22 protein-coding genes are annotated in these 19,314 nt (G+C 41.2%); 21 read left to right on the forward strand and 1 reads right to left on the reverse strand.

Annotated elements, in window-relative coordinates; all coding sequences use genetic code 11:
• Positions 1-5: 5 nt before the first annotated feature.
• The 21 genes from fliM to DK924_RS02700 all read left to right on the forward strand — a co-directional run bounded on the left by fliM (position 6) and on the right by DK924_RS02700 (position 18,976).
• The gene (gene fliM / locus DK924_RS02600) at positions 6-1,097 is read left to right on the forward strand and encodes a flagellar motor switch protein FliM (RefSeq protein ID WP_010387912.1); all 1,092 of its coding nucleotides are present in this window, start codon (positions 6-8) and stop codon (positions 1,095-1,097) included.
• A 20-nt stretch (positions 1,098-1,117) separates the two neighbouring features.
• Entirely contained in the window at positions 1,118-1,519 is a 402-nt protein-coding gene (fliN, locus tag DK924_RS02605) for a flagellar motor switch protein FliN (RefSeq protein ID WP_010387913.1), read from the forward strand.
• Entirely contained in the window at positions 1,516-1,899 is a 384-nt protein-coding gene (gene fliO, locus DK924_RS02610; RefSeq protein ID WP_010387917.1) for a flagellar biosynthetic protein FliO, read from the forward strand. Before fliN ends, fliO begins: the two co-directional genes overlap by 4 nt.
• A gap of 4 nt (positions 1,900-1,903) precedes the next feature.
• Entirely contained in the window at positions 1,904-2,644 is a 741-nt protein-coding gene (gene fliP, locus DK924_RS02615; RefSeq protein WP_010387920.1) for a flagellar type III secretion system pore protein FliP, read from the forward strand.
• A 41-nt stretch (positions 2,645-2,685) separates the two neighbouring features.
• Positions 2,686-2,955, forward strand: coding sequence for a flagellar biosynthetic protein FliQ (locus DK924_RS02620; protein ID WP_010387922.1), 270 nt, complete (start codon positions 2,686-2,688; stop codon positions 2,953-2,955).
• A 2-nt stretch (positions 2,956-2,957) separates the two neighbouring features.
• Entirely contained in the window at positions 2,958-3,737 is a 780-nt protein-coding gene (gene fliR, locus DK924_RS02625) for a flagellar biosynthetic protein FliR (RefSeq protein ID WP_010387923.1), read from the forward strand.
• 9 nt (positions 3,738-3,746) lie between these two features.
• Entirely contained in the window at positions 3,747-4,877 is a 1,131-nt protein-coding gene (gene flhB, locus DK924_RS02630; protein ID WP_010387924.1) for a flagellar biosynthesis protein FlhB, read from the forward strand.
• A gap of 71 nt (positions 4,878-4,948) precedes the next feature.
• On the forward strand, positions 4,949-7,057 hold the full coding sequence (flhA, locus tag DK924_RS02635) for a flagellar biosynthesis protein FlhA (RefSeq protein ID WP_010387925.1): 2,109 nt from the start codon (positions 4,949-4,951) through the stop codon (positions 7,055-7,057).
• A 21-nt stretch (positions 7,058-7,078) separates the two neighbouring features.
• A complete protein-coding gene (gene flhF, locus DK924_RS02640; RefSeq protein WP_109874279.1) occupies positions 7,079-8,566 on the forward strand; it encodes a flagellar biosynthesis protein FlhF in 1,488 nt (495 codons plus the stop codon).
• A complete protein-coding gene (locus DK924_RS02645; protein WP_054201715.1) occupies positions 8,559-9,419 on the forward strand; it encodes a MinD/ParA family protein in 861 nt (286 codons plus the stop codon). Before flhF ends, DK924_RS02645 begins: the two co-directional genes overlap by 8 nt.
• A gap of 26 nt (positions 9,420-9,445) precedes the next feature.
• Positions 9,446-10,156, forward strand: coding sequence for an RNA polymerase sigma factor FliA (locus DK924_RS02650; protein WP_054201714.1), 711 nt, complete (start codon positions 9,446-9,448; stop codon positions 10,154-10,156).
• A 40-nt stretch (positions 10,157-10,196) separates the two neighbouring features.
• Entirely contained in the window at positions 10,197-10,580 is a 384-nt protein-coding gene (gene cheY / locus DK924_RS02655; protein ID WP_008112210.1) for a chemotaxis response regulator CheY, read from the forward strand.
• 16 nt (positions 10,581-10,596) lie between these two features.
• Positions 10,597-11,370, forward strand: a complete 774-nt coding sequence (locus DK924_RS02660) for a protein phosphatase CheZ (RefSeq protein ID WP_109874280.1) — start codon at positions 10,597-10,599, stop codon at positions 11,368-11,370.
• A gap of 14 nt (positions 11,371-11,384) precedes the next feature.
• Positions 11,385-13,604, forward strand: a complete 2,220-nt coding sequence (locus DK924_RS02665; protein WP_109874281.1) for a chemotaxis protein CheA — start codon at positions 11,385-11,387, stop codon at positions 13,602-13,604.
• A gap of 53 nt (positions 13,605-13,657) precedes the next feature.
• The gene (locus DK924_RS02670) at positions 13,658-14,794 is read left to right on the forward strand and encodes a chemotaxis response regulator protein-glutamate methylesterase (RefSeq protein WP_054201711.1); all 1,137 of its coding nucleotides are present in this window, start codon (positions 13,658-13,660) and stop codon (positions 14,792-14,794) included.
• Positions 14,787-15,551 carry a flagellar motor protein gene (locus tag DK924_RS02675; protein WP_054201710.1) on the forward strand — a complete coding sequence of 255 codons (765 nt, stop codon included), beginning with the start codon at positions 14,787-14,789 and terminating at the stop codon, positions 15,549-15,551. Before DK924_RS02670 ends, DK924_RS02675 begins: the two co-directional genes overlap by 8 nt.
• 5 nt (positions 15,552-15,556) lie before the next feature.
• The gene (locus DK924_RS02680; RefSeq protein ID WP_109874282.1) at positions 15,557-16,516 is read left to right on the forward strand and encodes a flagellar motor protein MotB; all 960 of its coding nucleotides are present in this window, start codon (positions 15,557-15,559) and stop codon (positions 16,514-16,516) included.
• Positions 16,517-16,528: 12 nt separating this feature from the next.
• Positions 16,529-17,299, forward strand: coding sequence for a ParA family protein (locus DK924_RS02685; RefSeq protein WP_109874283.1), 771 nt, complete (start codon positions 16,529-16,531; stop codon positions 17,297-17,299).
• 3 nt (positions 17,300-17,302) lie between these two features.
• Positions 17,303-18,037, forward strand: a complete 735-nt coding sequence (locus tag DK924_RS02690) for a CheW domain-containing protein (protein ID WP_109874284.1) — start codon at positions 17,303-17,305, stop codon at positions 18,035-18,037.
• A gap of 21 nt (positions 18,038-18,058) precedes the next feature.
• Positions 18,059-18,556, forward strand: a complete 498-nt coding sequence (locus tag DK924_RS02695) for a chemotaxis protein CheW (RefSeq protein WP_008112225.1) — start codon at positions 18,059-18,061, stop codon at positions 18,554-18,556.
• A gap of 18 nt (positions 18,557-18,574) precedes the next feature.
• Positions 18,575-18,976, forward strand: a complete 402-nt coding sequence (locus DK924_RS02700; protein ID WP_054201706.1) for a DUF2802 domain-containing protein — start codon at positions 18,575-18,577, stop codon at positions 18,974-18,976.
• A gap of 27 nt (positions 18,977-19,003) precedes the next feature.
• On the opposite strand, the gene DK924_RS02705 is transcribed toward DK924_RS02700, so the two are convergent.
• On the reverse strand, positions 19,004-19,312 hold the full coding sequence (locus tag DK924_RS02705) for an EscU/YscU/HrcU family type III secretion system export apparatus switch protein (RefSeq protein WP_054201705.1): 309 nt from the start codon (positions 19,310-19,312) through the stop codon (positions 19,004-19,006).
• Positions 19,313-19,314 lie beyond the last annotated feature (2 nt).

The raw sequence follows: 19,314 nt of genomic DNA on the forward strand, positions 1-19,314 counted from the left end.
TCAGTGTGAGCGATTTATTATCCCAAGACGAAATTGATGCGCTATTACACGGTGTTGATGAGGTCGAAGAGGAAGATATACACGACGGTGAAGACGGTGAGGGAAGTACACTGCAGTATGACTTCTCTTCGCAAGATCGCATCGTGCGTGGTCGCATGCCGACACTTGAAATTGTTAATGAGCGATTTGCGCGCCATATGCGAATTAGCCTTTTTAACATGATGCGCCGCACCGCTGAGGTGTCAATTAACGGCGTGCAAATGATCAAATTTGGTGAGTATATTCACACCTTATTTGTACCAACCAGTTTGAATATGGTGCGTTTTCGCCCACTAAAAGGCACTGGCCTAATTACCATGGAGGCGCGATTAGTCTTTATACTGGTAGATAATTTCTTTGGTGGCGATGGTCGTTATCATGCCAAAATTGAAGGGCGTGAATTTACCCCAACAGAGCGCCGTATCGTGCAAATGCTGCTAAAAATAATCTTTGAAGATTACAAAGAAGCATGGGCGCCGGTTATGGATGTGTCGTTTGAGTATCTCGATTCTGAGGTGAATCCCGCCATGGCTAACATTGTTAGCCCAACCGAAGTGGTGGTTATTAGCTCTTTTCATATTGAGCTTGATGGCGGCGGTGGTGACTTTCATATTGCGCTGCCTTACTCAATGCTCGAACCTATACGAGAGCTACTGGATGCAGGTGTTCAGTCTGATACTGAAGATACCGATTTACGTTGGAGCAAGGCACTTCGCGACGAAATAATGGATGTAGAAGTCGATTTGTCGACTCAGCTACTTGAAGTTGATTTAAGCTTAAAACAAATTATGGAGCTTAAGGCGGGGGATATCATTCCTGTTGAAATGCCAGAGCATATTACTGTGTTTGTTGAAGAGTTACCAACATTTAGAGCTAAAATGGGTCGCTCACGCGATAACGTTGCGCTACAAATTAGTGAAAAAATTAAACGCCCTGATTCAGTTAAATCTGAGCTGCACGTCTTTACTAAAGGCGGCAAAAAAATTGATTCAGATGCAGAATTAGCAGAACTAGAAGATGATTTACACCTTTCAAACGGTGTAGACTTAGACTGGTAATTGATTAAAAGGTTAAAAGTATGAGCGATGATCAAGATACGATGGACGAATGGGCAGCAGCACTTGCTGAGGCTGAGGGAACTGACGATGATAGTGCAGAGGTTAAAGTAACCGAGCTTGATGAGCTGGATGATTCAAAGCATGAGCTCAGCGGTGAAGAAAAACGTAAACTCGACACTATTTTAGATATTCCCGTTACTATTTCGATGGAAGTAGGGCGTTCTAAAATTAATATTCGTAACTTATTACAACTTAACCAAGGTTCAGTTGTTGAACTTGATAGGGTTGCTGGTGAGCCGCTAGATGTATTAGTTAACGGTACATTGATAGCACATGGTGAAGTAGTTGTGGTGAACGATAAGTTTGGTATTCGCTTAACGGATGTAATTAGTCAGGTTGAACGGATCAAAAAATTACGATGATAGCATTACTTGGTTTAAGCAATTCAGTGTTTGCAGCTACCGATGCTGCAACACCCACCACAGACATTATTTCAATGGTTATGTCGTTAGGTGTGGTGGTAGTGTTAATTTTAGTGTTGGCTTTTTTTGTTAAAAAGCTTAATCCAAATTTAACCAATAACGATGAATTCAAAGTGATCCGCAGTCTTCCTTTAGGCTCACGCGAGCGATTAATGGTAGTCGAGATAGATAATGCACAGCACCTATTAGGTGTAACTCCACATAGCATTAATTATTTACACAAGCTAGAAACTCCCCTGACAGAAAAAGAGTTACCAGAATTAGCTAAGCGTTTTGGCAAAATGTTGAATCCGCAACTTAATCAAAATAAAAAGAACTAATATCATGACTAAATGGCTGCTTTTCATATTTGCTATGGTATTCGTACCAGGAGTCAGTGCTGAAGGAATAGACGCGCTTACGATCACAAGTAATGCAGATGGCACGCAAGACTATTCAGTGACGCTACAAGTGTTAGCGATCATGACGGCTATGAGCTTTATTCCAGCAGCCATTATCATGATGACCTCGTTCACTCGAATTATTGTTGTTTTAGCTATTTTGCGCCAAGCGATTGGTTTACAACAAACGCCTTCTAATCAAGTATTACTAGGAATGTCGCTGTTTTTAAGTATTTTTATTATGGCGCCTATTTATGAGCAAATAAACGAACGTGCAATCGAACCGTACTTAAGTGAACAGGTAACATCACTAGAAGCACTCGATTTAGCTAAAGAGCCAATGAAAGCTTTTATGCTTTCTCAAGTACGATTAAAAGACTTAGAAACCTTTGCAAAAATAGCTGGGTACGATCAGCTTGATTCACCCGAAGCAACGCCATTGATAGTGCTTATTCCGGCGTTTGTGACCAGTGAGCTACAAACAGCCTTTATTATCGGTTTTATGTTCTTCATCCCCTTTTTGATTGTCGATTTGGTGGTTGCATCGGTGTTGATGGCCATGGGCATGATGATGCTATCTCCCATGATTGTATCGCTACCGTTTAAGATTATGTTGTTTGTATTGGTTGATGGTTGGAGCTTGGTGATGGGTACGCTCGCTAAAAGCTTTGGGTTGGGCACATAGTGGTGCTTTCTACTTTGAACCAATCACTCTAGGAGTCGCCCATGGAACCTGAAGTATTTGTTGATATTTTAAGTGGAGCCCTGTTTTTAGTGATTAAGCTGGTGTCTGCTATTGTGGTACCTGGTTTAATTATTGGTTTAGTAGTGGCAGTATTTCAGGCGGCAACCTCAATTAATGAACAAACACTGAGCTTTTTACCGCGTCTATTAATTACTATTAGTGCGTTAATAGTGGGTGGACATTGGTTTACTCAAGAGCTGATGGATTTTTTTAATCGCTTAGTGCTCCTTATACCCGAAATAGCAGGTTAACGATGGAGTTCCCATTTTCCGTTGTTATTCAATGGTTAAGTGATTTTTTACTGCCCTTGGTGCGTATTAGCTCAATGATCATGATAATGGCGGGTATTGGCGCCAAAAACGTCCCTTCTCGAATTAAAATGGGCTTGGCTGTTGTAGTCACATTTTTAGTTGTGCCTGTTCTACCTCCAGCTACATTTACTAATTTATTTTCTTTTGAAATGGTTTTAGTGGTGCTACAACAAATGCTGATTGGCGTTGCGATTGGTTTTGCATCCACACTGCTGCTCAATACATTTGTGTTAGCCGGGCAAATCCTTGCTATGCAAACTGGTTTAGGTTTTGCGTCTGTTGTTGACCCCTCAAATGGAATGAGTGTACCTGCTGTAGGGCAGTTCTACCTCATTTTAGCTACCTTGTTATTTTTTGTATTTAATGGCCATTTAATGATGATTCAAATGGTGGTACATAGTTTTCAGGTATTGCCAATTGATGGTAATTGGTGGGCGGTTGATCATTATTGGGACATAGTGACATGGGGTGGTTGGATGTTTACCACTGCACTAGTGCTTTCGTTAGCGCCATTAACAGCCATGCTTGTAATTAATATGTCATTTGGCATCATGACCCGTGCTGCCCCACAGTTAAATATCTTCTCTATAGGCTTTCCGTTTACCTTAGTGGCAGGGCTCGTTATTATTTGGGCTACCCTCGGTAACTTTATCACTCAGTTTGAGTTCCAATGGCTAAAAATGGTTGAGCTAATGTGTACTCTAGTTGGTTGTTCCCCTTAGGAGAGCGTAATGGCTGAAGATTCAGGACAAGAAAAAACCGAAGAACCCACGCCCAAAAAAGTTGATGATGCCAAAAAGAAAGGCCAAATAGCGCGTTCTAAAGAGCTAGGTACTATGTTTGTACTCATTTTTTCAGCTATTTCTTTATTAATGTATGGCCCTGAAATTGGCAAAGGCTTGTATCGAATTATGGGCAGAATGCTTAGTCTTAATCGCAATGAAACCTACGACACCACAAAAATGTTTGCGGTGTGGGGGGAGGTTGCTGACGTACTATTATTTCCTATGTCGATGTTTGTACTTATTATTGTACTGGCTGCGTTTATTGGTAACACCATGCTTGGCGGCTTTAATTTTAGCTGGCAGGCAGCAGCGCCCAAAGCCAGTAAAATGTCGCCAATGAAAGGTTTTACTCGGATGTTTGGCCCGCAAGCGGCTATTGAGCTACTTAAGTCATTATTAAAGTTTGGCCTAGTGGCAACCTTCGCTATCTTTTTAATTAATGTTTATTTTGATGAAATATTACATTTGAGTATAGAAAGTGCGCCGGGCAATATCGTGCATGCTTTGGAAATATTAGCCTGGATGTTTTTAGGGTTATCTTGCACCTTAATTATTATTGCAGCTATTGATGCGCCATTTCAAAGTTATAGCCATAACAAACAGCTTAAAATGACGATGCAAGAAGTAAAAGATGAATATAAAAACTCTGAGGGTGATCCGCAAATCAAAGCGCGTATCAGGCAAACCCAACGTCAAATGTCGCAAAAGAGAATGATGCAGGATGTTCCTGATGCCGATGTTATTGTTACCAACCCTACTCATTACTCAGTGGCTTTAAAATACGACACAGAGCGAGCTGGAGCGCCTATTGTACTAGCCAAAGGCGTTGACGAACTCGCTATGCAAATTCGTAAAATTGCTTTGGGTAATGAAGTGCCTATTGTTGAGTCGCCTACCTTAACGCGAGCGCTTTATCATACCGCTGAAGTAGGGGATCAAATTCCCGATCAGCTCTTTACTGCAGTTGCCCAAGTGCTTGCCTATGTATTTCAACTTAAACGGTTTAAAAAAGGCCGTGGAAAACGCCCTGTCGCGCTTAATAAAAAGCTGCCAATCCCCGATGAATTCAAGTATTAACCGCTAGCCAACTAACTTGGAATAGTTATTGCAATTTCAGCGTAGTGTCAATTTTTTGAAATTGTAGAGTTATGGAATTTAAAGCGGTATTACAACAACTTAATAAAGATAAAAAAGAATATGCAAAAGGCGTTGGTACACCGCTTTTAGTCTTAGCTGCGCTTGGCATGGTTATATTACCACTGCCTCCATTTCTGCTTGATATATTATTTTCGTTTAATATCGCGCTCGCATTAGTTGTATTACTGGTCACCGTATATACCATGAAGCCGCTTGAATTTGGCATGTTTCCAGCGGTGTTGTTAATCGCTACGATCATGCGTTTAGCACTTAACGTAGCCAGTACTCGGGTGGTACTTCTTGAGGGTCATAATGGTGGTGATGCCGCTGGTAAGGTAATTGAAGCATTTGGCTCGGTGGTGATTGGTGGTAACTACGCCGTGGGTTTAGTGGTATTTTTGATTCTAATTATCATAAACTTTGTGGTAATTACCAAAGGTGCAGGGCGTATTTCTGAAGTGTCAGCACGCTTTACCCTTGATGCCATGCCGGGTAAGCAAATGGCGATTGATGCAGATATGAATGCTGGCTTTATTAGTGCAGAGCAAGCCAGAGAGCGTCGTGATGAAGTAACCCGTGAAGCCGACTTTTATGGTTCTATGGATGGTGCCAGTAAATTTGTAAAAGGCGATGCTATCGCGGGTATCGTCATTTTAGTGATCAATATTGTAGGTGGTTTATTTGTTGGCATGATCCAGCATGACTTGAGCTTTTCACGTGCTATGGAAGTGTACACACTATTAACCATTGGTGATGGCTTAGTCGCACAATTACCTTCATTACTACTTTCAATTGGTACTGCGATTGTTGTAACGCGTCAAAATGAATCGCACAATATGGGCGATCAGTTTAAGCAGCAGCTAGGAAACGAAAAATCATTATTTATTGCCTCTGGTATCCTCATCACTATGGGTTTAGTCCCAGGTATGCCGCATATTGCATTTTTAAGTTTAGGGGCGCTTTTAGGTTACCTTGCATACTACACCCAGCAAAACAAACTTAAATTGGCGGCTGCTGAGGCCGAAGAAGCTGAAAATGCAGCCTCAGGTACCGGGATTGCGGCTAAACAAGAACAAAAAGAACTGGGTTGGGATGATGTACAGCAAGTTGATGTTATTGGCTTAGAAGTAGGTTATCGATTAATTCCTTTGGTTGACCAATCACAAGGTGGTGAGCTGTTAAACCGCATTAAAGGGGTGCGTAAAAAACTATCTCAAGAGCTGGGCTTTTTAGTACCGCCTGTACATATTCGCGACAACCTTGAACTTGATCCAAATGCGTATCGCATCACTATGATGGGTGTATCAAGTGGTGAGGGAGAGCTTAAACACGGCGATGAACTAGCAATTAACCCAGGCCAAGTGTTTGGCCCGCTAAAAGGCATTGAAACTACAGACCCTGCATTTGGTTTAGATGCGGTATGGATAAAACCCGATCAAAAAGATGAAGCGCAATCTTTAGGTTATACCGTAGTTGATTCAGCAACCGTTGTGGCCACTCATATTAGCCAGTTACTCACCAATAGCGCCGCATTATTGCTTGGCCACGAAGAAGTACAAAACTTATTAGATATGTTAGGTAAAAGTCACCCTCGCTTAGTTGAAGGGCTAGTACCTGAGGTATTACCGCTGACCACCATCGTTAAAGTACTACAAAACTTATTAAATGAAGGGGTAGCAATACGAGATATGCGCTCAATTGTTCAAACCCTTGTTGAGTATGGCCCTCGTAGCCAAGACCCTGATGTATTAACGGCTGCAGTGAGAATATCGTTGCGTAGATTAATCGTTCAAGATGCTGTTGGTATGTCTTCTGAAATCCCTGTCATAACCTTGGCGCCTGAGTTGGAACAGATGTTGCATCAGTCACTTCAAAATGCAGGTGATGAAGGTGCCGGAATAGAACCAGGGCTTGCTGATAGACTTCAAACATCATTGAATGAAGCGCATCAAAATCAAGAAATGGCCGGTGAACCTTCAATATTGCTAACGTCAGGAATGTTACGCACTGTGCTATCTCGATTTGTTAAATACACCATTCCAGGATTGCGAGTGATGTCTTATCAAGAGATACCAGATGAAAGACAGATCAAGATTGTCAGCTCTGTAGGCCAACAATAAGATTTTAAAGGGGTTTGAATTATGAAAATTAAACGTTTTTTTGCTAAAGACATGCGCACCGCACTAAAAGAAGTAAAAGAAGAGCTCGGTGTTGATGCGGTTATTATGTCAAATAAGAAACTAGCTAATGGCGTTGAAATTGTTGCTGCTGTTGATTACGACAAAGCCGCAGCAAAAGCGCCAGAGCAGCCTCAAAGCCAGCCAGCTGCAAGCGCTTCATTTGCACATACCCAGAGCTCACATAATTTTGTAAAACCAGAGCCACAACGTGCTCAACCTAAGCCACAAGCAAAGGTAGCTGATAGTTTACAAGCTTTATTAGAACGTCAATCTCCCCGTCCTCGTTCAGCAGAGCTTGCGTCAATGTTTTCACAATCAGGCATTGATACCTCTGGTCATTATCAAGAACAAGAAGCTGTGCAATCTCGACCTAAAAATATGTTTGAGCGTGAACCAAGCGCACCTGCACGTCCTCGTACTCAAGCTGATAGCTTAGGTTTTGATGATTTAGACAGTGGCTTTGACGATTTAGACTCACCGAGTGCACCACGCCAGCAAACGATGCCGAACGAGTCGAGTGATATAAGCACCATGCGCGAAGAAATGAACGCAATTCGTCAATTACTAGAACATCAAGTGTCAGGTTTAATGCAACAAGATATGGCACGTCGCGATCCAACCCGTGCATGTATGATTGACCGTTTAGTGGGTATGGGGATAGATAAAGACGTTGCTGAGCAAATGGCATGCTTTGTACCTGATGATGTATCTCGCCAACAAGGTTGGAAAGCCTTATTGAATATGGTTGAAGATCAAATGCAAACCACTAACAACGAAATTCTTCGCCAAGGTGGTGTTTATGCACTAGTAGGCCCAACAGGGGTAGGTAAAACCACCACAGTTGCAAAATTAGCTGCATTAGGTGCGCAAAAATATGGTGCTGATAAAGTCGCACTTATTACTACTGATACCTACCGTATTGGTGCGTATGAGCAGCTAGCAACCTATGGTCGAATTATTGGCTGTGGCGTTAAACAAGTCAAAGATGCAAATGAATTAGCAGAAGTTTTATACCATTTACGAAATAAACGTCTAGTCTTAATTGATACAGCAGGAATGAGTCAGCGAGATTTGCGTTTAACTGAGCAGCTTAATACCTTGATGCGTAATCAGCGTGTAGATATACGTAGTTATTTAGTATTAAGTGCTACAGCACAAATTAATGTATTACAAGAAACAGTAAGGCATTTTAAAAAAGTACAGCTTAGTGGATGTATTTTTACTAAGTTAGATGAGTCATTGAGTTTAGGTGAGATTATTAGTATTGCGATTCAAAATCGTCTCCCAATAGGGTATCTTACTAACGGTCAGCGAGTACCAGAAGATATTAGAGTGGCAAATGCCGAAAAACTAGTAAAAAAAGCTGAGCAATTGTATTTGAAAAGAATAAAAGCACAACAATCACGACACCAATCAGTGGCGTCGAGCACAGTAGAGATGTATGATTAACACAGTTTTAGATCAAGCAAGCGGCCTTCGCAAAATGAGCAACAATAATAATAACGGCGTAAAAGTTATCGCTGTCACCGGCGGCAAAGGTGGAGTAGGTAAAACAAACGTATCCCTTAATACGGCAATCGCGCTAGGCCAACAAGGCAAACGTGTGCTGGTTTTAGATGCTGATTTAGGGTTAGCTAATTGTGATGTTATGCTTGGACTGCGTGTAGAGCGCAATTTATCTCATGTTTTATCAGGTGAGTGTGAACTTGAAGATATTTTAGTTGAAGGCCCTGCAGGTATAAAAATAGTACCTGCAACATCGGGTTCGCAAAGTATGGTTGAGTTATCTCCTTCAGAGCACGCCGGACTTATTCGTGCATTTAGCGAGCTTAACACTGATTTTGATATTTTAATTGTTGATACCGCTGCGGGTATTTCTGACATGGTATTGAGCTTTTCTCGTGCCGCACAGGATGTGGTTGTGGTGGTATGTGATGAGCCAACATCAATTACCGATGCCTATGCGCTCATTAAAGTACTGAGCCGTGAGCACGGCGTATACAAATTTAAAATTGTTGCCAACATGGTGCGTAGCTTACGTGAAGGGCAGGAATTATTTGCTAAACTTTCAAAAGTAACCGACCGATTTTTAGATATATCAATGGAGCTTGTTGCAACAGTTCCTTATGATGAGAATATGCGCAAATCAACGCGTCGCCAAAAAGTGATAGTTGAAGTTTTTCCAGGATCTCCTGCTGCGATTGCTTTTAAAACACTGGCGACAAAAATTACTAAGTGGCCAACACCTAGTCAAGCCTCGGGTCATTTAGAGTTTTTTATTGAGAAGCTAGTTAGTAACTAATAATGACAATACCGGTGAATAGAGCTATGGGATATCAGTCAACACAGAGTTTAAATATGATTGTTGAAAAGCATGCCTCATTAGTCAAAAAAGTGGCATGCCATTTAATTGCTCGTTTACCGGCCAGTGTGCAACTAGATGATTTAATCCAATCAGGTATGATCGGATTAATAGAAGCTTCAAAAAACTTTGATGCAAGCAAAGGTGCGAGTTTTGAAACCTTTGCGGGAATTCGTATTCGTGGTGCAATGATAGATGAAATGCGTCGAGGTGATTGGGTTCCACGCTCGGTTCACAGAAAAAGCCGCTTAGTAGCAGAGACTATTGTTGCTCTTGAAAGTAGTTTAAACCGTGAACCCAAAGATAGTGAAGTTGCTGAAAAACTTGAAATTTCGTTAAATGAGTACCATCATATTTTAAACGATGTGAATGTAAGCAAAGTTTTAGGTATTGAAGACCTTGGTATTGACGATGATGTGATTACACCGCATGGTCAAGATTTAGCACTAGACAAACCTTTCAATAATGTTAAAAATGAACGGTTTAATGAGTCTTTACTCAATGCGATAAAGTCGTTACCGGAAAAAGATGCAATGGTGCTTTCTTTGTACTATAACGATGAAATGAATTTAAAAGAAATTGGGCATATACTCGATGTAAGTGAGTCGCGTGTAAGTCAGATACATGGTCAGGCGATGATTAAGCTTAAAGCAAAAATCAATGACTGGATAAACTAGAAGTAAGTAAATAAAGGTTCAGGCCTCACTGGAGGATGTTTTGGATAAAAACATTAAAATTCTTGTTGTTGATGATTTTTCGACGATGAGACGTATTATTAAAAACCTGTTGCGCGATTTAGGTTTTACCAATGTTCAAGAAGCAGATGACGGGTCAACTGCTTTACCTATGTTACAAAATCAAGCGTTTGATTTTGTTGTAACAGATTGGAATATGCCAGGCATGCAAGGTATTGATCTTTTGAGGGCAATTCGAGCTGATGAAAAATTAAAGCATATTCCTGTTTTAATGGTGACAGCAGAAGCTAAAAAAGAACAAATAATTGCTGCTGCCCAAGCTGGCGTTAATGGTTACATTGTTAAACCATTTACTGCAGGTACATTGAAAACTAAATTAGAAAAAGTGTTCGAACGCTTAGGTTAATGAGAGGGAGAGGCTTATGTCAGCACCTGCTGCGCCTCAGATTACTTTAGAACAAGCTCGCCAGTTAGTGGTTTTTTTAGAAAATGGTGAGCAAGATAAAGCGAATCAGTTAATTTTAGAAACAGCTTCACAAGAGCAATCACAGCTATTTGCTGAGGTGGGTAAGTTAACGCGTCAATTGCACGAAGCTTTAAAGAGTTTCGAGTTAGACACGCGTTTAACGGATATTACCACTGATGCCATCCCTGACGCTAAAAAACGCCTTAACTACGTCATGGAAATGACAGAAAACGCAGCCAATAAAACAATGGATGCGGTTGAAGCAAGCTTACCATTAGCACAAGAAATTGCTGACGAAATAGCTGACATCAAGCCAACGTGGGATCGATTAATGAACCGCGAAATAGAGCTTGGTGAGTTTAAGTCACTTTGCCATAGTATTGATAAGTTTATGAACAGCTCTCATCATAAAACTGATGAGTTGCAAATGTTGATGACCAATGTATTGATGGCTCAAGACTATCAAGATTTAACTGGTCAGGTTATTCGTCGTGTTATTGAACTTGTGCGTGAAGTTGAAGAAAGCTTAATCCACTTGTTAACTGCATTTGCAGCACAAGGTGAAGTTGAGCCAGCAAAACTGACCGAACAACCAGAAGAAACAGAAGATTCCATTGTTGCACAAACACTAGCAGGCCCAGAAGGGCCTATTATTGATAAAGAATCGCGTAATGATGTTGTATCTGATCAAGATGAAGTTGATGATCTATTATCAAGTTTGGGCTTCTAATAGGAGAGTACTGCATGAGCTTTGAAGTCGATGAAGATATTTTACAAGACTTTTTAGTAGAGGCCGGAGAAATCCTTGAGCTTTTATCTGAACAGTTAGTAGAACTGGAAAACAACCCAGATGATACTGAACTACTAAACGCAATATTTCGTGGTTTCCACACTGTAAAAGGTGGCGCCGGCTTTTTGGCAATGACAGAGCTTGTTGATGCATGTCATGGTGCTGAAAACGTGTTTGATTTATTGCGCCAAGGTGTAAGAACAGTTAACTCTGAATTAATGGATGTAATTTTACAAGCACTCGACACCATTAATGAAATGTTTGCCACAATTAAAAATCGTGACCAACCAGAACCTGCTGATCCAGAGTTACTTGCAGTCCTTCATAAACTTGGACAACCACCGACGGCAGAAGAGCTTGCTGGCGATTCTGTAGTTGAAGACACAGCCCCTGTTGAAACTCCCTCGGTAGAACCTGTAGCTGAGCAGCCAAGCAATGATGCGGAAGAAGATCCGTTTGCTTTTGATGAATTATTTAGCGGCCCAGATAGCAGTAGCTCAGACTCTCAGATTGATGAAATAACTGAAGATGAATTCGAAAGCTTACTTGATGAGTTACATGGTAAAGGTCAAGCTCCACAAGAAGAACAGTCCTCATCAAGTGATAATGATGTCAGTGGCGATATAACTGACGATGAATTTGATAGCTTATTAGATGAGCTTCATGGTGTTGGTAGTTTTGGCGAAGTTACTCAAAGCGCCCCAAGTACACCACAGCAAGCACCATCGGCTCCTGTGGCTTCACAAAATAACGACTCAAGCGCGAGCGATGATGAAATAAGTGACGATGAATTTGAAGCTTTGCTAGATGAATTACATGGCAAAGGTGCACCTAAATCGTTAGAAACATCGGCTCCAGAAAGTAAACCTGAGCCAGTAGCCGCAAATAAGCCTGCGCCTGCTGCGCCAAAACCTGAGCCTAAACCGGTACCAAAAGCAGAGCCTGCAAAGCCGGCACCTTCTCCACAGCCAGCTAAGACAGCGCCGCCTAAAAAAGCAGCGCCTCCACCGGCGGAGACAACAGTACGTGTTGATACCAAACGTTTAGACCAAATAATGAATATGGTTGGTGAATTGGTACTTGTGCGAAATCGTTTGGTAAGCTTGGCAACAAACTCTGACAGCGAGGCTATGGGTAAAGCTATTTCTAATTTAGATGTAGTGACTGCTGATATCCAAGGTGCGGTAATGCAAACACGAATGCAGCCAATTAAAAAAGTGTTTGGCCGTTTCCCCCGTGTAGTACGAGATTTAGCACGAACGCTGCAAAAAGATATTAATTTATTACTTGTTGGTGAAGACACCGATTTAGATAAAAATTTAGTGGAAGCATTGGCAGATCCACTCGTGCATTTAGTGCGCAACTCAGTGGATCATGGTATTGAAATGCCAGATGTTCGTGAAGCATCGGGTAAACCTAGAACCGGTACTGTTACTTTATCAGCGTCTCAGCAAGGCGACCATATCCTGCTTACCATCCAAGATGATGGTGCCGGTATGGATGCTGAAAAGCTTAAAAAGATTGCGATTAGTAAAGGGGTGCTTGATCACGATCAAGCGAGTCGCCTTTCTGATACTGAAGCGTATAACCTTATTTTTGCACCTGGTTTTTCAACTAAAGAAGAGATCTCAGATATTTCTGGCCGTGGCGTTGGTATGGATGTGGTTAAAACAAAAATCACTCAACTCAATGGCTCAGTAAATATTAAATCAGAGATGGGCGTAGGTACTACTTTAGAGATTAAAGTACCGCTGACACTGGCAATACTGCCTACCTTAATGGTAGTGGTAGGCGAACAAACCTTTGCGTTGCCGCTGGCGGGTGTAAGTGAAATATTCCATTTAGATTTAACAAAAACCAATGTGGTTGATGGTCAGCTTACTATAATTGTTCGTAAAAAATCGATTCCGTTATTCTACCTTGAACATTGGCTCATCAAAGGGGCCGATAGAGGTCAGCGAAAAGCACAAGGTCATGTGGTTATTGTACAAATAGGAACTCAAAAAGTGGGTTTCGTTGTTGACTCGCTTATTGGTCAAGAGGAAGTGGTAATTAAGCCTTTAGACGCATTACTTCAAGGTACGCCTGGTATGGCAGGTGCAACAATCACCTCTGATGGTGGCATTGCACTGATATTAGATGTGCCAAGTATGTTAAAGCATTACGCTGGATAATTAAAAGTAGGCATATATTTTATGCCTACCCATTCATTGAATAAGAGAGCGAAATGGCTGTTAAAGTTTTAGTAGTTGATGATTCAAGCTTTTTTCGCCGCAGAGTGAGTGAAATTCTTGAACAAGACAGCGGCATTGAAGTTATAGGTTTCGCTGTAAATGGTCGAGAAGCTGTCGATAAAACAGCTCAATTACGACCTGACGTGATCACCATGGATGTTGAAATGCCGGTGCTTGATGGTATTAGCGCGGTCAAAGAGATCATGGCGAGTAACCCCACTCCTATTTTAATGTTCTCCTCGTTAACACGCGCAGGCGCATCTGCCACCTTAGATGCACTTGATGCCGGCGCGATGGACTTTTTACCGAAAAAGTTTGAAGATATTGCTCGTAATAACGACGACGCAATAAAGCTATTACAAAATAAAGTTAAAGAAATAGGCCGCCAGCGAATTGGTAGAATTACCAGAGCGCCTGCTGCTCCAAGTATTAAACCAGCGCCAAGCACTTCTGAGCGCTTTGCTAATAAGCCTATAGTGCAACCTGATCGTAGCTTTAAAAGCGCAAACCCAACGCCTTCTAGTAGCGCATCAACACGTGCTAGTGGTAAGCAATATCAATTAATTGCTATTGGCACATCAACAGGTGGCCCGGTTGCACTACAAACTATATTGACTCAGTTACCTGCTAATTTCCCACACCCAATACTACTCATACAACACATGCCAGCAGCATTTACACCTGCGTTTGCAACCCGATTAGATAGCTTGTGTAAAATTAAAGTAAAAGAAGCACAGCAAGGCGATAGACTGCAACCAGGCTGTGCTTATTTAGCGCCAGGCGGTCAGCAAATGATGGTAGAAGGGCGAGGTTCAAACAGAACATTACGCGTATTTGAAGATAAAAATGAACGAGTTAGCTATAAGCCTAGTGTGGATATTACCTTTGCTAGTGTAGCAAAAGCGTATCAAGGCGATGTACTTGCCATTATTTTGACTGGTATGGGCGCAGATGGTCGTGACGGTGCTCGCATGCTTAAACAAACTGGCGCTACAATTTGGGCTCAAGATGAGAAAAGTTGTGTTGTATATGGTATGCCGCAAGCAGTAGCTAGTGCTGGGTTAGCAAATGAAAGCATAGGCCTTCATGATGTGGCGGTGCGCTTAAAAAGAGAGGTTGGCTTTGGATAAGCTTTCTATTTTAGGGTTATTGGTTGCATTAGGTGCTATTGCAATCGGTTATTCTTTAGAGGGAGGTGTGGTATCTGCGCTGTTTAATGGGCCAGCACTAATTATTGTATTAGGTGGCACATTGGGGGCGGTGATGCTGCAAACATCAGCCAATACTTTTAAGAAAATGCTCAGTATTACTCATTGGGTTTTTGTTACTGATGACCACAATATTGAAGATGCCATTGAGCAAGTCAAGCGCTGGTCGCACAAAGCTCGCCAAGAAGGCTACTTAGCGCTAGAAAACGAAGCGCTTACTCACTCTGATCCCTATGCCACTAAAGGGCTGAGTTTATTAGTCGATGGTTGCTCAGATCAAAAGCTTCGCGATACCCTTGAAATAGATTTATTACTTGAACGAGAACGATTGCTTGAAGCTAGCCGTGTATATGAAGCGATGGGAGGCTACAGCCCGACTATCGGTATCCTAGGTGCTGTACTTGGATTGATTCAAGCTATGTCGTTTATTAATGATCCTGAGCAATTAGGAACGGGCATTGCCACGGCATTTATTGCTACTATATATGGTGTAGGTTTAGCTAATTTACTATTTTTGCCCATGGCCAACAAACTAAAGCAACGTGTTGAGCAAAAAATGCTTTACCATGAAATGCTAGCTGAAGGCGTTATTGCCATTAGCCAAGGTGAAAGCCCTATTAATATAGAATTAAAGCTTGAAGCTTACCGCGTCGAACGTCCTATTTTACAGGCCCATTAGCGGTTATGTTGCGCCGTCGCTTACGTCATCAAAACACTAAAAGCCAACACACTGAGCGTTGGCTAGTTTCTTATGCAGATTATATGACCATTATGTTCGCATTTTTTGTTGTATTGTATGCCATTGCAATAAACAAAGAAGACAATATACAAGTACTATCTGATTCCCTGGAGCATGTTTTTGATAAGTCAGCGAAACAATTTTCTCAGCAAGGTAAAGGGGTTAACGGCGACGCTTTGTTGCTTGAAAGAGTGACTCCAGAGGCTGAGGTTTTATATGGCGAAAGTATTCAAAAACAAGAACAAGGACCGGTATTGCTCGATGGTCAAAGTGACAATAGTAATATCAGTCAACGTCACTTAGGTAAGCCACTCGATAGTTTATTAATTAAGCTACAATCGTCACTTATTGATGAAATACGAAGTGGTGAGGCAAGTTTAGAGCTCAGTCAAGATTGGTTGGTTATTGAGCTTAATTCAGGGCTGTTGTTTGCCAGTGGAAGTGCTGTTGCGCATAATCAAGCCAAAGAAGTCGTAAAAAAGATTGAAGCAATAATCGCACCTGTCGATAATTATATAAGAGTGCGAGGATACACAGATAACGAAACCATTCGCAATGAAATATTTCGCTCTAATTGGGAGTTGTCGGTGGCACGTGCAACATCAATATTAGTTGAATTAGAGCGCTTAGGTATTCAATCTGCGCGCATGGCAATTGAGGGGTACGGCCAATATTCACCTTTTGCAGATAATGATACCGAAGCTGGGCGGGCTGAAAACCGCAAAGTGGTGATTGCGCTTTCTAAATACGGCTTGGTTTCAGAGTCATCGAATGAGGCTACTGAGCAGCAAGTTTCTGAAGCAGCTAAACCAACTGAAGTTGAGCTACCTACTCAAGACGATACAATAAAAATAATTCGCTTAGAGCATGGTGGTATTCGTGTTACCACGCGTAATGAACAGTAATTAGGATGTAATGTGAAAATCTGGACAGTAGCCAATCAAAAAGGAGGGGTAGGCAAAACCACTACAGCGGTTAGCCTTGCTGGGATCCTTGCGCTTCAAGGCAAGCGAGTTTTACTGATTGACACCGATCCTCATGCATCATTAACTTATTACTTTGGTATTGATTCAGAAGATTTAGAGGTTAGTGTTTACGATATTTTCACTCGCGGATCGAGCATGAAAAGCGAAGAAATATTGCAAGCATTATGTCCCTCAACCATAGAAAACCTTGATATTTTACCTGCCACCATGGCAATTGCTACACTTGACCGTAGCATGGGTAATAAAACGGGGATGGGCCTGATTTTAAAAAAATCATTGGCTAAAATTAGCGAGTATTACGATTACGCAATTCTAGATTGCCCGCCCGTTCTAGGGGTGCTTATGGTCAATGCCCTAGCTGCTTGTGAAAGAGTGTTGGTGCCAGTACAAACTGAGTTCTTAGCGCTCAAGGGGCTTGATAGAATGATGCGGACTATGGAGTTAATGCAAACCTCGCAAGCGAAAAGCTATGAATATACTATAATTCCAACTATGTATGATAAGCGTACCAAAGCGTCACTTGAGGCCTATAAAACATTACAAGATACGTATAAAGAAAAAGTATGGCCAGGTGTTATTCCTGTTGATACTAAATTTAGAGATGCGAGTTTAGCGCAAAAAGTGCCTATTGATTTTTGCCCTAATGCGCGTGGAGTCTATGCTTATAAAGCATTGCTTGAATATTTAATAAAACAAGGTTAATAAATGAGTAAGCAATTATTTGCTAATGAAAAAGTAGTCACTCAGTATTTAGGGGCGTTATTATCTGATGACGCACCAGCGAAAGACCTTGAGCCTGTTGCTAAATTGCTTGAGCAGGTAGCTTATGAAGAGCAAAAAGAGCAATCACTGCAGGTTGAGCCTGTAGTTGAGCCGGTTGTTGAAGTTGAAAAGCTCAATGAGCAGGTAACAAATGTAGAAATAGAATCTCACCAAGCGCAGCAGCTTGAAACTGAAAATGATATAGCACTCGGTAATGAAGCTGAATACTTTGATGGTGAATTTCAGGCATTATTTTTTGAAGTGGCTGGGCTCACTTTAGCCGTGCCATTAAAAGCGTTAGGCGGTATACATGAGCTTGGAGAAGTGAATCATTTATTTGGTAAACCTAAGTGGTTTAAAGGTGTCATGATCAATCGAGAAGAAAAGCTCAATGTTGTTGATACCGCGCGCTGGGTTATGCCCGAAAAATACGATGAACAGTTAGAAGCGTCTTTAAATTATCAATATCTAATCACTTTAGGTGATAGCAAGTGGGGTTTATTAGCAGAAAAACTAATAAATAACATTACATTGAGTAAAGAAGATGTAAAATGGCGTACAAATAACAGTAAGCGCCCATGGCTTGCTGGAGTAATTAAAGAAAAAATGTGTGCTTTAATAGATGTTAATAATTTAAATGCACTATTAGAGAAAGGCTTAGATAGCCGTCACAAGTAATGACCATTACGAGGTAAGAGCATGAGTGAAGATAAATTACTGTCAGCTAAAAAAAATGCAGATAATAATGATGAAATTTTGCAGTGGGTTACATTTAAGTTAGAAGATGAAACCTATGGCGTGAATGTAATGCAAGTGCAAGAAATACTGCGTTACACCGAAATTGCTCCTGTTCCAGGTGCGCCTTCTTATGTAATTGGTATTATTAACTTACGTGGTAATGTTGTTACCGTTATTGATACTCGCTCTCGCTTTGGTTTACCTGATATTGAAGCGACCGACAATTCACGTATTTTGATTATTGAAGCTGAAGAGCAAGTGATTGGTATTTTAGCCGATAGCGTTTCTGAGGTTGTGTACTTACGTAGCTCTGAAATTGACAGTGCGCCAAACGTAGGTACTGAAGAAAGTGCCAAATTTATTCAAGGTGTATGCAACCGCGATAATGAGCTGCTTATTCTAGTTGATTTAAACAAGCTACTTAGTGATGACGAATGGGATGAGTTAAGCGATATATAAGCTTCTCTACATAAAATTATGTTATTACTTGGTATTGCAATTGCGGGTTTGGCATTTGGGCTATTCTCGCTGCTGTTAATTGTGATGTTTAAAAAGCGTTATGCGAATGAGCTTGGCGCACAATTACAGCAATTTAAAGATTCATCAGAGCAGATTAATATTTTACGTAGCGAAGTCTCTGAGTTACGAACTGGGTTAATGAGTATTGGTAAACGAGTGCTTGAGGTAGAACAACAAAACCAAGAGCTGATACAGCAACAAGCAGCTCAAAAATACGATGACCCTGATGCTAAAATATACTCTCGAGCAGTAAAAATGGTTGAGCTAGGTGCTGATTTAGATGAGGTTATTCGCGAGTGTGAATTACCCCGCGCCGAAGCAGAACTGTTATTTTCTTTACACAAACAAAAAGGCGCTTAGCGCCTTTTTTGTTTTTATCATATTGGCTCATGCTTTTATATTGAGCTTTCCTTGAAAGTCCTGCCATCCGGGCGGGAATTTCCCTCTTACCACATATGAAAAAGCAATCAGTTCAGCAATAACAAAGTAAAGCTCTTTAGGGATCTCTTCGCCAAGCTCTAATTTCGAAAGTGTATTTGCAAGTGCTTCATCCTGATGGATTAAAATACCTTTATCTTTAGCTAGGGCAATAATTTCATCCGCCAATTCTCCAAACCCTTTAGCGCTTACGGTGGGTGAATTACCCGTTTCGTAGAGCAGTCCAATTGCTGAATTGTTTTTAAATGAATCCGTCATGG

Source organism: Pseudoalteromonas sp. meg-B1 (assembly GCF_003173795.1).
GTDB classification, from domain to species: Bacteria; Pseudomonadota; Gammaproteobacteria; order Enterobacterales; family Alteromonadaceae; genus Pseudoalteromonas; species Pseudoalteromonas undina.

What these genes read in the sequence shown, in the direction of transcription:
- DK924_RS02645 (WP_054201715.1), top strand. Translation starts at nt 8,559, where the DNA reads ATGATTAACACAGTTTTAGATCAAGCAAGCGGCCTTCGCAAAATGAGC.
- DK924_RS02690 (WP_109874284.1), top strand. Translation starts at nt 17,303, where the DNA reads ATGAGTAAGCAATTATTTGCTAATGAAAAAGTAGTCACTCAGTATTTA.
- DK924_RS02670 (WP_054201711.1), top strand. Translation starts at nt 13,658, where the DNA reads ATGGCTGTTAAAGTTTTAGTAGTTGATGATTCAAGCTTTTTTCGCCGC.
- flhA (WP_010387925.1), top strand. Translation starts at nt 4,949, where the DNA reads ATGGAATTTAAAGCGGTATTACAACAACTTAATAAAGATAAAAAAGAA.
- flhB (WP_010387924.1), top strand. Translation starts at nt 3,747, where the DNA reads ATGGCTGAAGATTCAGGACAAGAAAAAACCGAAGAACCCACGCCCAAA.
- flhF (WP_109874279.1), top strand. Translation starts at nt 7,079, where the DNA reads ATGAAAATTAAACGTTTTTTTGCTAAAGACATGCGCACCGCACTAAAA.
- DK924_RS02665 (WP_109874281.1), top strand. Translation starts at nt 11,385, where the DNA reads ATGAGCTTTGAAGTCGATGAAGATATTTTACAAGACTTTTTAGTAGAG.
- fliR (WP_010387923.1), top strand. Translation starts at nt 2,958, where the DNA reads ATGGAGTTCCCATTTTCCGTTGTTATTCAATGGTTAAGTGATTTTTTA.
- fliP (WP_010387920.1), top strand. Translation starts at nt 1,904, where the DNA reads ATGACTAAATGGCTGCTTTTCATATTTGCTATGGTATTCGTACCAGGA.
- DK924_RS02660 (WP_109874280.1), top strand. Translation starts at nt 10,597, where the DNA reads ATGTCAGCACCTGCTGCGCCTCAGATTACTTTAGAACAAGCTCGCCAG.
- DK924_RS02650 (WP_054201714.1), top strand. Translation starts at nt 9,446, where the DNA reads ATGGGATATCAGTCAACACAGAGTTTAAATATGATTGTTGAAAAGCAT.
- DK924_RS02680 (WP_109874282.1), top strand. Translation starts at nt 15,557, where the DNA reads ATGTTGCGCCGTCGCTTACGTCATCAAAACACTAAAAGCCAACACACT.
- DK924_RS02700 (WP_054201706.1), top strand. Translation starts at nt 18,575, where the DNA reads ATGTTATTACTTGGTATTGCAATTGCGGGTTTGGCATTTGGGCTATTC.
- DK924_RS02705 (WP_054201705.1), bottom strand. Translation starts at nt 19,312, where the DNA reads ATGACGGATTCATTTAAAAACAATTCAGCAATTGGACTGCTCTACGAA.
- DK924_RS02695 (WP_008112225.1), top strand. Translation starts at nt 18,059, where the DNA reads ATGAGTGAAGATAAATTACTGTCAGCTAAAAAAAATGCAGATAATAAT.
- fliN (WP_010387913.1), top strand. Translation starts at nt 1,118, where the DNA reads ATGAGCGATGATCAAGATACGATGGACGAATGGGCAGCAGCACTTGCT.
- DK924_RS02620 (WP_010387922.1), top strand. Translation starts at nt 2,686, where the DNA reads ATGGAACCTGAAGTATTTGTTGATATTTTAAGTGGAGCCCTGTTTTTA.
- fliO (WP_010387917.1), top strand. Translation starts at nt 1,516, where the DNA reads ATGATAGCATTACTTGGTTTAAGCAATTCAGTGTTTGCAGCTACCGAT.